The organism is Dyadobacter linearis (assembly GCF_907165045.1).
In the GTDB taxonomy this organism is placed as follows: domain Bacteria; phylum Bacteroidota; class Bacteroidia; order Cytophagales; family Spirosomataceae; genus Dyadobacter; species Dyadobacter linearis.
This window is the reverse complement of record NZ_CAJRAU010000011.1, coordinates 1-12,811: the sequence shown is the minus strand read 5'-3', so window position 1 is coordinate 12,811 and position 12,811 is coordinate 1. Positions and strand designations below refer to the sequence as shown.

Sequence of the window (12,811 nt, the reverse complement as noted above, 5' to 3'; positions counted from 1 at the left end):
ACGTATTGTGGCTTGCTGCAGGTTAAGTCTCTCACTTGAACGAAAAGCAATTATTCCCCTCCCACGATAATAAGAGGACAGCGTAACCCAATCGTCTTCACCAGGAACATACATTTGCACTACGTAATAATCAGTCGTTTCCATTGAAAATATTATTAATTTTATTGTCTTCTAACAAAAAACATCATGAAAAAATTTATTACTGTATTTTGTTTTTGCACCATTTTAACATCCTGTGTTAAAAATGCTTCCTTAACAATAACAAAGAATTACCCTGAAAGGCCAAAAGGCTGCAATGTGGATATTTATATAGACAAAGATGATATCAAACGCCAATACGAAACCATTTGTATTATAGATACTAAAACAGGCAAAGCCGCTTTTGAACGCAAAAGGTTAAATCACGTTATTGATCTAGCTCGACCTTTGGCTTGTGAAGCAGGGGCAGACGCTTTGTTACTAATGGCAGCAGGAAGAACAGACGGAAATGGCGCATTAGATATTGGTGGTTCATCTAATGGTATTTTTAAAGGCATTAAATACACAGATGGCGGGCCCGCTCCTCAAAATAATGTCAGGCAAAAACCGCAAACTCAAATGGAAAAATATTACGACGCAAAACGAGCTAAAGAGCAAGCAAAAAAAGATAATATAAAACCAATAGTTGCAACACCTAATAAAAAGTCAGAAAAAATAAATCAACCAACTTCTCAGGAAACAAAAAAAGAAGGATTTTGAAATAGACGAAGGTGATTATATTAATTTGGTAAATCACTTTGTAGGGCTGTATTGACAATCATAGAAACACTGTCATTATAATTTTACCTGTTAAGTATCTTACTTTTTTCAGCTAAAAACTCACTTTCTGTCAATACGCCTTTGTCTTTCAAAATACTAAGTTTCATTAATTCATCTGAAATTGAAATTGTTAAGTTATTATTAGATGTATTAATTAATTTGCTACTTTGATCAATTTGATCAATAAATATACTTACTAGATCTTTAATACTATCAGCATGATTTTTTCCAATTTTATATATATCGTCTGTAATTTCAACTTCCTTCTTAGCAGTCATAGGTAAAGCATCAAAGCATTTTACAAGAAGAGATGTCACTCCGACATTTCTCAATAATATTTTAACGTATAGGCTAGATACTTTACTTTTATGCGTAGAACTGCCGGATAATCCTCCAACAACTGCACCTACTCCACCTGCTAATAATCCCCCAACAACTGCACCTCCTATTGTCCTAGTAGTAGATTTTTGTTGGACAATGTTACCATCTTGTAATATTTCGACAGCGATAATATCAGAATACTCAATAATATAATTATTTATCTCTGTAACTAATGATATCTTTTTATTAATGTCATCAACAGCAAATATATAGAAGTTTTTAATCCCGTTTATTTGCTTCGAACAACTGAAATTTTCAATACTTGCTAGTTTTGACTGTACGATATTTGTCCTTTCAGATACCTTATTTGCCTCATGTCTTACTGCTAATACAATTAACACGATAAAAAGCGCGCCGAAAAATATCCATTCCATAATGTTATACTATTGAGTTCGAGGTGAGTTTATTTATAATTCTCAAATATCAGGGATTAGTCACAAGAGCCTTATAAGCTAATATTGCTGATATAATGGCAATTACGACAGATGATACAGCAAGTACTAAGGCTAGTTTATTTGATTTTTGCGTTTGATAGCTAAAAAATGTTGTCGCTGCCATATTGTGGATATTCATGTTCCTGGCAACTTCCAATCCAATGTCAGTGATGCTAAATTCAAAATAATTCTTCTCCGTTTCGTTTATGGTGATATAGCCAACAGCCTGCATTTTGATAAAGATCAGCCTTGACATTGCTTCTGGTGTTTTCTTCACAATTTCTTTTGGCAAATTATTATAGATTGCTTCATTAAGTCTCTTTAAGCTTAAAGTTTGTCCGTATGACAAAGCATCTAAGATAACTGCCATGTATTGATATCGTACAAAGTAGAGCTTTGAATAAATTTCGTTTGTTACCTTATTGTCAATGCCATTTGGCAACTGATCTCTAAAAGCACGGGCAAGCTCAGCTGCTTCTTTTTGTTCCTGAGTTAGGTTGAAATTCATTGTTATTTGTGTCAAATTAACTATCTATGAGACATTTAAATCCACTAAAATGGCGCTCTTTCAATCCCAAAGTTTCGGCAGAATAATAATAGCTATACCAATTATCCCGTAAATTACAAAAGCCAAATAACTATATCCATTAAATATCCCATTAAAGTCGTGATTGGTGTATCCAGAACCAAATGCAATAGCATCTTCCTAGTTGGGTTAGGCTAAAAGATTGTACATTAAATGACCGCCAGGCTTTTGAAAGCTATATATGGAGCAAATATGAGCATCCATATAGTTGAAAGCAAATCGCCTATGCTTTATGACAGCCGGTTCCGGAGAGCATGTTTGAGAAAAGGTAAATTTTGAACTCTTCAATATTCAAAGATGGCGGTGAGGTTTACACGTAGCAAACGTCTCACTAGAAAAAAAGCTCTACCGGACCCGCGGTACTTTTCGTTCAATCTTTTAATTTAACCCAATAAGAGTGATTTATTGGTAGAAACGACATTATCTGCGAATAAACGATCAGAATTTTGCCAATCGCTACGAAACTGTGTTGGCAAGCAAAGAGGGAGCTGCAGAATCTGTTGAATTCAAAGGGTAGTATATAAGGGTCAAACCAAATAATATTTTGTTGTATAACAGGTGTTATGTCAACTTAAACACATTCGGCTCGGACATAACCGTTGAACTAGATGGGAGAAGCATAGCAGAGGGGTAAGTTCCCAACATTAGTTTAGCAGCAGATCTGGATCTTTGATGTAGTATTTCCGACAACGTATTTCAGCAGCATGCGAGGGCACTTATGGCAAAAGGGTTAACTATTTCCAATTCTGCAACGGCCGTTGCAGAATTGGAAATAAACATTATGCTGACTATTTAGATAGCCTGTTATAGCGAATTGAAATGGAATAGTATGGGCTTCTCAAACGTGAGTACATTAATATCGGCATGAAATGGATACCCCATCCATTTCACGCCAGCCTTTTATTTATCAAATCTATATTTGCCTGACTTATACTGTATTCTTTTGCCAAGGTCTTCCACTGCCCCAAGGCAGCCTTTGTTTGTGCAATAATTTCATTTACAAGAACTTTGGACAAACCCGCTTCAAGCCCCAACTTTATAAGCTGCTTGTCGCTGGGATTCCTTCCCTCTCCCATTACCATTGTGCTTTGTTCTCCCCCAGGGCCATTAGAAAACGTCAGATCATAAGCTGGCGATAACTTCCATTCCCCTTTACTATCCATCAGAAAACTGAAGTTCTTGGCATGGTCATCACGGTTATGGGCCAGGACATTGAATACAGCCAGTCTGTACATTTTCTCAACCTCACGGATGTCTTTCGTAAGCTGACCAGTCAGCGTCAGTAAATCTTCATAATCTAATGATGGTGTCCGGAAATCACTATGCAATAACCCGCTTACCGTATGCATGTGGTATCGTTTTGTACCATCCCGGTCAAAGCGTTTTGCCGCAAAATATCCGCATCCTTTACTAGCTGCAAATAAATGAGCTTCTGACATGACAACGCCTGCCTCTTTTGCCATCAAAGCATAAACGTATTCAATTGCGCCGGAATCAAGTCCGTCCTGAGAATTCGGGAACTTGATTAGCCAAGGCTCAAATCCATCGGCGAGTTGCTTTGCACCATGCGTTATATTCTGACGGGTCTCATCAACCCCGATGAGCGCTTTAGGTCTTGCCCCGGCAGATGATCCATTTAAAGAAAGTAGCTCCTGAATGATCTCTTCTGAACTTCCTGCAAGAACTTCACTGGCTTGCTGAGCAAGTTGATCCAGATCAATAAAGCCATCTTCTATATCAGACGGACTATAATCCGGTTCATATACTAAGGCCCCCATTCCGTGAAACCCCACATGTGCCAAACGATCCAGTGGAGTAATATCGGACGGCAATATGTTTTGAGAACGCGCAAGGCGGTCAAATAGTAAACGACCCCAACCATCGGGTAGGCTATCGCTAAAAACACCCGCCAATCCTTCGAAAGGTCTTGTTTCAAAAGCGGTAACGCCTGTTTTGAGAGGCAAGCGTAAAGGAGAAATCTCCAATCCTCTTTGAATTAATGAGGCTTCATATTCAAAATAAACTGTGTGGTCGCGAATAGCCAAACGCCCAACCGGAAGAATTCCGCTGCCGAAATCCAGTCTTACTTTGAGTTCTGTGATAAGTCGTTTCATTTGCGACGACCTCTTTTACGGATTGAAGTCTCTTCCTTCAACACTTCATCAATAGAAGAAAATGCTGGTTTTACAGGCTTGATAGCCTCAATCACTTCCTCGATGCCGCCTACAACCAAAAGGAGCCTAAGGAATGACTCTAAAGAGATGACGCCTTTCTGCTCAAATTTTCTTAGAGTTGGTAGTGCAACGCCTGAACGCTCTGCCAAACCTTCCTGAGTAAGGCCCGCACTTAGACGCCTAGATCGCACGTTCTTTGCAAGCTTACGAAGCGCCTTTGATGGCGATATAAGTGATATCATTGTAGTACCTATCGGTCTTATAACCTAATAATTAATACTATTGTATCACAAATATAGTCAATTGAAAGCGAAGAATGGCTTACTTGGAGGTTTTAAAGTTGAAATTATAAGTATTAGATCCTGTTTTTTAAACAAAGGCAAATACCCTTGATGGAAATGTGGTTCGTAGGTAACCGAGAAACGAATGTCAAGTTTTGTGTGTCATTTACTTGACCAAGGGATTTTATCATAAATCGACAGATAGCCTATGCGTAACCCTTTTCACCCTATATCCCAACTTCAACTGCCGAGAATACCTCGGTAGTTGATCCGCAGGATTTATGTAAAGTTGACCAATGAAGCATAACACACAAAATCGTTACTTTTGAAGGTGAGTACATATGTTGTATGAAGGCATCATCCATATTCAAGAGTACTTGTTCAATATGTGCAAGTCCAAAAATGACAGGCAACAATCTGGAAACTTTTTACTCATAAATTGCCAGTTTGTACCCTTTCTGTACCTACAAGTGTTTAAACCATTGATTATGAATTGGTAATACATATTGCATTGGCAAGTAAACTTAGCTAAAAAACTGCAAAATTCTGCAAACAACAGCCTCTAAAACAGAGACTTATCCAGTATTTTCTGTGCTTTGTTTACAGGAATTTTGTGACGGTAAGTTAAAGGAGATCAACTTAGGTATCAGAAAAACCAGGATCTTGAAATCAGAAATCTTAAGTTTGTTTGTTCTGCCTACGCTAGCGGTAAAGCCCGTGGAGAAGAAGTCCTTGGTGGAAGAACAGCTAACAAAAAAATGACAAACGAAGGCAAAAACGCTCGGGACAAACGAGCGTTTTTGAGATTAGTTGACAGATGTTTTAGATAGGATTCTTTATTCAAATGCTGAACGAGTGAAATTATCAAACGCACCAGTTTATCGCTACGATTTCGCGCGTTATATACTCTTAAATGGTTATTGTTATAAATATGGACGCGCCATTTCATCAGCCTTTGCCCGGTTGTCATCGCGCTGAGTAATGTCGGCCCTTTGCAAAGCAGATTTTAGTGATTCTCTATCCAAATCCTGACAATACGCTGGCGCACCTGGTTGCTGTCTCCAAGATTCTGAAAGTGTGCCGCCATCAATGGCATCGAAACCAATTTCGTCAACGAGATCAATAACCGTCTGTTTTTGCTGCTGATCATCACCCGCAACCGACAATGCAATGCGGTTTGGGCTGCCAGCAGGAATTGCCTTTGAAGCCAGGCTTGGCGCGACGATGTTATTAAATGCCTTGATCACAGGATGCCCGATTACCTTCGCCACCCATTCACTGTCTGTCAGTCCACCCTGGATATCGGCGATCTGCCCGTCGCGTGAAGGGTAATAATTCCCGGCATCAACAATCGTGGCTTTCGACGCAGAAAGTAATTCTTTTGGAAGATTGACAATGGCCTTATTGGGAATAGCAATAATGATAAGGTCTTCTGCTCCTGCTGCTGCTTCCGTAGTCACAGCAGTTGCACCTGTTTTGGCAGCAATCTCGCCAAGTGATTTCGGTCCGCGCGAGTTTGCAATCATGACCTGATGTCCAAGCGCTGTTAAATACCCGGCCAATGTGCTTCCAATGTTTCCGGATCCTATGATTCCTATTTCCATGATGTTTGTATTTAGTTTTTCTAATTAATTTATTTGTTTGAAACACGCGGATCAATTCCATACTGGTCCGGCGCGCCCAGATGTTGGCGCAGGGTTTTGCCTTCGTATTCCTTATGAAAAAGCCCGCGCTCTTGTAAAATGGGAACTACTTCGTCCACAAAAGCATCAATCCCGTCTGAGTTCACGTCTGGCGAAATCCAGAATCCATCGGCAGCACCAGCTTCAAACCACGCCTGCATATGATCGGCAGCTTCAATTCCCGGACCAACAATTACAGGATGATAATCGATCACACCGTGTGCCAAGATATCACGCAAACTCCATCCTTCTTTTGCAATTTTCAAAGCATGTGGTGCACGGGGATCATAACGGGACGGGCGGGCATCTTGCAACAGTTCTTTTGAAATTGGTTCATCAAGCCGGGCTGCATCAATTGGTATTCCAAGCATTTGTTGCAGATAACCAGCCCTTTGGCGGAATGAATGGCCTGTCAACTGAATCCGGCGGTCGAGTGCTGCTCGTCTGTCTTTGGCAATAGTAGTCATCAGTCCCGGAATGTATTTAATCTCATCAGGATTACGTCCGTAACGTTTAGCAGCCTCCCTGAATGCATTCCGTTGGGCGCGTGCATCTTCAATAGTAAATGCTGCGTCAATAACCGCATTTGCAAAACGCCCTGCCAGTTCATGTGCGTTAGGACTGCCGCCGGCGTGAAAAATAATGGGCTGGCCTTGCTCGGACGGCGGAATGTAAAGCGGTCCACGCGAGCCGACATACTTGCCCTGTAAACTGATGGGAAGGATCTGCTCTTTCTTGGCAAACTGGCCTGTCTGCTGGTTGTGCACCCATGCATCCTTTCCCCAACTGCCCCACAGTGCCTGTATCAGTTGGACTACCTCGTGAGCACGTCCATAACGATCTTCACTCGACGGAATTTTCCTGCCGTAATTGGCGGCAACATCATCGCCGCTTGAGGTAATTGCATTCCAGCCCGCTCTGCCATGGCTCATCACATCCAGCGCTTTGAATTGTCTTGCCAGATTAAAAGGCTCATTGAATGTGGTCGATCCTGTCGCAACCAGTCCGATGTACTGGGTTTCGCGCGCCACAGCAGCCAGGGTCATCATTACATCCAGGTTGAAGGCAGGCGATTCGCTTTCTATGTCTGTTATAACAGCGCCAGGGCCATCTGGTAAAAATATAAACTGAAATTTGCCACGCTCAGCTGCCTGCGCCTGCTTCACGCGCACATCAAAACTGGTGTAGCTTTCGGGATCTACTCCCGGCATACGCCACGCTCCGGGTTGAGAGCCATAGCCGTTCCCGAGGTGAAGACCTATAAGCATCTGCTTGCCGCTGCCGAAGGGCAAATGTGTTCTTTCTCTTAAAGAATCCATAGTTTTATAAATATTACATGTACAGTGCGCGACTTAGACGAACACCGTATTCTGCATCTGGGTTGGTAGTTGGACTTTCAACGCGTTCCATAATAGCTGCAACAGCCAGGTCTCTGCGTTTTGGCAACCTGTGCTTTTCTGCTGTATCGATCACAGCTTGAATTTCGGTCAATGTTAAATCTGTGCAATAGGAAGGAGCCCCCGGTTGCTGCCGCCAGGAATCTGCCAGAGAGCCCGTATAAAAGGCATCAAACCCCGTGTCATTAATTAATCGGGTAGTAATTTCCCGGTCGATATCCCGGTCGGCGGCTATGGGAATTGCAATACGGTCCGGGCTTCCGGCAGGTTTTCCATTTACAACCAAAGAATGGGAGCCGATTGCATTCCATGCTTTGGCAATTGGACGTCCTAGTTGCTCTGCAACCCAAAGACTTTCAACCATTCCTGCTTCAATGCGCTCAATGCGGCTATCACGTGCGGGGTAATAATTAGAAGTATCTATTACAGTCACTTCTTGTGAAACTGCATTAAAAAGCCGGGCAATCTCCGGAATTCGGTTTAAGGGAACAGACAAGATAATTACCTCCTTATTCTGGACGGCTTGTTGAGCCGTAACGGCTTGGGCACCTGTAGCCAGCACAGCCCGATCAATATTCTCGGGCCCACTGGAATTAGCCACAACTACATCATGTCCTGCCTGGGCCAATTTCAAGGCCAAAGTCTTTCCGATATGGCCTACGCCGATAATTCCTATTTTCATATGAAAACTATTTTAAGATAAGATAATTGAATCAATATATAAGCAAACGTTTATGTATAGTGGCAAAATAAATCCCGCGTCAAGATGATCAGCGGGTAAAAAGTTATCAGGCTGTTTTCAAGGACTGTAAAAATGTCGTCAACTCATCCAACTTTTCATCATTAATGGCAAGGCGCATATTACGCCCTTCCTTATTCGACTCAATCAAGCCGGATTCAGCGAGCGATTTTAAGTGCTGCGACATGGACGGTTGACTTATCGGCACAAATTCGAACAGATCCGCACAGCCTCTGTTTGTCCCTTTTGCTATTTCTTTCAGCAGCAGCAGACGGTGCGGGTCGCTAAGCGACTTTGCCATTTTAGTAAGTGATTTCGTATCCATATCTACAATTTTAAACACATGCGCATTCGTTAATGTATTATTAACTATGTGTATGCTACAATCGTTCCCTACCAATAATATCTACCTGATCTGCCAGGATCATTTTCCCTGAATCTGTTACTCCATCCTCCTTGATCCATTCGGCATTTTGAGTGGATGCAATGCCCTCTCTGATGTTTCGTGCAAATTCCCAAAAGGTCTGTTCAACTCTTTAACGTAGCTGATAGAAGGAACAGTGACAGAGATTACAACCAAATCAACCTCAGAGGATTGTACTAGCTTCGTTAGTTCAGCACTATCACTCGTTGATATACAAGGATTAAATAAAATACACCCTAACTTTCTTGGGAGCGGTTTTTTAAGCGTAGCAATAACTTGGTGGCAAACTTCAAGGTTTGCTCTTTGAAATCGGAACCTTGAACAAGGTCGTATATACTAAAAAATGCACTGTGATGATTTATATTGATGGACTTGAATAATACTTCTGCTGGTGAATACAACCGCCTTAACGCATTAAGAAAATACGATATCCTCGATTCCTTGCCAGAGCAAGACTACGACAATATCACGTATTTAGCTGCTCAGATCTGCCAAACACCCATTTCCTTGGTTAGCCTGGTAGATGATACAAGGCAGTGGTTTAAATCCAATCATGGACTTAATACACGTGAAACCCCACGTGAATATTCATTTTGCTCCCACGCAATACTTGACCCAAATGAAACCTTTGTCGTTACTGATTCAAGGCTAGATGCCCGCTTTGCATCAAATCCCCTCGTAACGGGTAACCCTCACGTGATTTTTTATGCTGGCACGCCACTTATTGATGAAGATGGATTTGCGCTGGGTTCATTATGTGTGATTGATCATCAGCCAAAAGTGTTAACCCAGGATCAGCTTAAAGCATTGAAAATATTAGCTGACCAGGTCGTAAACCTAATAAAGCTAAGAAGACGAAATAGGGAATTGAGTGATAGCGAGGCACATTTTAGGTCGCTGCTCAGTCAGGCACCTGTTGCAATGAGTCTTTTTAGGGGTGAAGATATGCAGATTGATCTGGCTAATGACCTAATGCTGTCCTATTGGGGAAAAGATGGGTCCGTAATTGGAAAGTCACTGACTGAGGCTCTTCCGGAAACAAGAGACCAACCTTTTCTGGGAATCCTAAAAGATGTACTCACAACCGGTGTGGCATATACTGCTGAAAATATGCCGGCCAATCTGGAAATTAACGGCGTATTAGGAACCTACTATTTTGATTTTACCTACCAACCAATACGTGACCGAAATGGGAATTTCTATGCGGTCATGAACATAGCCATCGATGTAACTGACCGGTTTCTGACCCAGCAAAAAGTGGATCTCGCCCAGCAACAAATATTGGCCTCCTTCGAAGAGTTACCGGTTGCTATTGCCTTGATCGACGAATTGGAACTCACATTTACAATGGCTAACCCGTTTTACGCTCAACTGGTTGGAAGGACACCGGATCAATTGGTTGGTAAACCCCTTGTAATTGCTCTGCCTGAAATTCAGGGACAAGGTTTTGATTTAATTCTTAGAGATGTGATCACGACGGGCATACCTTATACTGTCCTGGAAACTCCCGTGGATCTTGTACGTAACCATAAGCTGGAAACAGCTTATGTTGATTTGACTTATCAGCCACGGCATCAGCTCAACGGAAAAATATCAGGTGTGCTGGTGATCGCCACCGATGTAACAGCGCAGGTCATAAGCCGGCAAAAGATAGAGATGAGTGAACGCCAGTACCGACAGCTTTCAATGGAGCTGGAAGACAGGGTCAAACTTCGCACGCAGGAACTTACAATCGTCAACGAAGATCTTATCAGGCTAAACAACAATCTGCGTCAGTTTGCTCATATTGCGAGTCATGACCTGCAAGAACCTCTCCGTAAAATACAATCCTTTAGCTCTCTGCTTACAAAGGAACTTGGCAACGAGGTCAATGAGAAATCCGCATACATATTAGGCCGCATCAATGCGTCGGGACAAAGGATGTCCGCATTGGTAAAAGACTTGTTAGCATACGCGTTAGTTGATTCTCGGCAGCAAAAATATGGACTGGTTTCATTGAATGCAGTGATGGCTGACGTATTGGAGACTCTGGCACACGAAATACAAGAACGTGAAGCCATTATTGAGATTGATCAACTTGGCGTGCTGGAAGGCGATAATGCACAACTTGCGCATCTGTTTCAAAACCTGATTTCAAATGCCATTAAATTTACGCCGCGCGGAGAAAAACCCCACATACACATCGAATATCTCAGGCGGAATAAAGCAGACCTACCATTTGATCTAAAACTTTCTAGCAATACTGAAGTATTCCATCAGATTAATGTCAGGGATGAAGGTATCGGTTTCGATGTGAAATACCTGGACCGTATTTTTCAGGTTTTCCAAAGACTGCATACACAAAACGATTTTGAAGGGACAGGGATCGGGCTGGCAATCTGTGAGCGTGTGGCATCCAATCACGGTGGGGTTATCACCGCGATCAGCAGTCCTGGCGAAGGATCAACGTTCTGTGTATATTTACCTGTATTTTCAGAGTAGTTTTAGTAAGCGTTCAAATTTTAGAAAATCTACCACATTTGCAACTGATCAGCCCGATAATGGTGCAGATCAGAATAGTCTTGTAATAATCTCATTGTTTTTTGAGCGGAATTAATGTGCCTGCTTCAAGGGCGAAACGGATCAGGTTAGAAGTATTGTAGGGCCGCTGCTGCATGAGGTTCAGCCTTACATACCAGGCTCCACAAAATAATGCATTTCATAAAATCGGTTATTTAAACAAATCTTGGAAAATTCTGTTGGCCTTGGAGGTTTTGGTTTTTGGTTAATGCAGGGAAGTGCATTTACAATGACACAAAGGTTGGAAATGACGCTCCATGGAAAAATTCAAAACTTTTAAAACGCTGATAAAGGGCTTTCAAATGTCAGTTATGCCCACCGAATTGAAGAACTAAAAGGAGATAATAACATCCTGTTCTTGATCAAAACACATTTCATAATTCGACTGCATTGAAGAAATCTCTGAGTTTTTCTGGGTCCAGTTTCCCATCTGTACGAACGCTGCTGCAAAGGTCAAGTCCAAAAGGTTGAACCACTTCAATAGCTTGTCTGACATTGTCTTTGTTTATCCCGCCCGCAAGAAATAAAGGTATTTTTATTGATTGCCTAATTCGTCTGCTTATTTCCCAATTGTGGATTCGCCCGGTTCCGCCTAACTCTTTAACCGTTAAGTTTGGGTTGCCGCTGTCGAGCAGAATTGCGTCGACATATGTTGATAATTCAACTGCTTCCTTTATTGCGCTTTCATCCGTAACATGGATGACCTGTACGAGTTTAACATTTGGCAATTCCTTGCGAAGTGTTTGATATTCCCGTTTTTCCAGCTCGTCAACAATTTGAATAGTTGTTGTGTTTGCTTTTTTATAATGAGCAATAATATCTTGCGGCTTTGTCTCACTTGTTAAGAGGAAAGTTGCAATAGGAGGGGGGACTTTTTCAGCAATTTGTTTGATGAGCTCATCACTAATTATACCCGGTCCGCTTGGCATATGCCCCACCAGACCCAATGCCGCCGCACCATATTCAATAGCGAGCATTGCTTCGTCAACACTGCTTATGCAACAAATCTTTACTCTTGGTCTTTTCATAATATAAATACAAACAAAATTACCTACATAACAGGCGCTGAGATCTCATATCGAATCACACTTGGCTTGTTTGCAGGGGGATCAGGTTGCAAAAACGTGAAGAGCAGTAAACTTATAGCAGGTAATAACAATTGGCTAAATTAGATATGGTTATAGAATAATGCTTGGACTTCCAAAATAGGTAGTCCAGCACTTAATTAAGTAGATATTCCTGTGAAAGTACTCCAGTGTTCCTGGGCAAAAGACGCCGTTAATTCCTGCGCAAACTACGCCACCTAAAAGTGGCTAACGGCACTGAGCGAGAGTGATAATTTAAACTTAATGATTT

11 protein-coding genes are annotated in these 12,811 nt (G+C 41.8%); 2 read left to right on the top strand and 9 right to left on the bottom strand.

All coding sequences use genetic code 11. From position 1 onward, the window contains the following. Positions 1-186 precede the first annotated feature (186 nt). Positions 187-738 carry a hypothetical protein gene (locus tag KOD92_RS25245; RefSeq protein WP_215236395.1) on the top strand — a complete coding sequence of 184 codons (552 nt, stop codon included), beginning with the start codon at positions 187-189 and terminating at the stop codon, positions 736-738. Between the two features lie 83 nt (positions 739-821). On the opposite strand, the gene KOD92_RS25240 is transcribed toward KOD92_RS25245, so the two are convergent. From KOD92_RS25240 to KOD92_RS25205, 8 genes are all read right to left on the bottom strand, one after another. Continuing rightward, positions 822-1,553, bottom strand: coding sequence for an SHOCT domain-containing protein (locus KOD92_RS25240; protein ID WP_215236394.1), 732 nt, complete (start codon positions 1,551-1,553; stop codon positions 822-824). Between the two features lie 49 nt (positions 1,554-1,602). Then, the gene (locus KOD92_RS25235) at positions 1,603-2,121 is read right to left on the bottom strand and encodes a hypothetical protein (protein WP_215236393.1); all 519 of its coding nucleotides are present in this window, start codon (positions 2,119-2,121) and stop codon (positions 1,603-1,605) included. A gap of 965 nt (positions 2,122-3,086) precedes the next feature. Continuing rightward, positions 3,087-4,313, bottom strand: coding sequence for a type II toxin-antitoxin system HipA family toxin (locus KOD92_RS25230; RefSeq protein WP_215236392.1), 1,227 nt, complete (start codon positions 4,311-4,313; stop codon positions 3,087-3,089). After that, complete coding sequence (locus KOD92_RS25225) at positions 4,310-4,615, bottom strand: helix-turn-helix domain-containing protein (RefSeq protein WP_215236391.1); 306 nt, start codon at positions 4,613-4,615, stop codon at positions 4,310-4,312. The genes KOD92_RS25230 and KOD92_RS25225 overlap by 4 nt, the downstream gene beginning before the upstream one ends. A gap of 962 nt (positions 4,616-5,577) precedes the next feature. Beyond that, positions 5,578-6,258, bottom strand: coding sequence for an NADPH-dependent F420 reductase (locus tag KOD92_RS25220; protein WP_215236390.1), 681 nt, complete (start codon positions 6,256-6,258; stop codon positions 5,578-5,580). Positions 6,259-6,287: 29 nt separating this feature from the next. Next, positions 6,288-7,655, bottom strand: a complete 1,368-nt coding sequence (locus tag KOD92_RS25215; protein WP_215236389.1) for an NtaA/DmoA family FMN-dependent monooxygenase — start codon at positions 7,653-7,655, stop codon at positions 6,288-6,290. A 13-nt stretch (positions 7,656-7,668) separates the two neighbouring features. Continuing rightward, positions 7,669-8,415: an NADPH-dependent F420 reductase gene (locus KOD92_RS25210; RefSeq protein WP_215236388.1), complete on the bottom strand. Its 747-nt coding sequence runs from the start codon at positions 8,413-8,415 to the stop codon at positions 7,669-7,671. A gap of 106 nt (positions 8,416-8,521) precedes the next feature. Then, positions 8,522-8,797: an ArsR/SmtB family transcription factor gene (locus KOD92_RS25205; protein WP_215236387.1), complete on the bottom strand. Its 276-nt coding sequence runs from the start codon at positions 8,795-8,797 to the stop codon at positions 8,522-8,524. Positions 8,798-9,268: 471 nt separating this feature from the next. Between KOD92_RS25205 and KOD92_RS25200 the strand changes: the two genes are divergently transcribed. After that, the gene (locus tag KOD92_RS25200) at positions 9,269-11,377 is read left to right on the top strand and encodes an ATP-binding protein (RefSeq protein WP_215236386.1); all 2,109 of its coding nucleotides are present in this window, start codon (positions 9,269-9,271) and stop codon (positions 11,375-11,377) included. 452 nt (positions 11,378-11,829) lie between these two features. On the opposite strand, the gene KOD92_RS25195 is transcribed toward KOD92_RS25200, so the two are convergent. Beyond that, on the bottom strand, positions 11,830-12,483 hold the full coding sequence (locus tag KOD92_RS25195) for a phosphoribosylanthranilate isomerase (protein ID WP_215236385.1): 654 nt from the start codon (positions 12,481-12,483) through the stop codon (positions 11,830-11,832). Positions 12,484-12,811 lie beyond the last annotated feature (328 nt).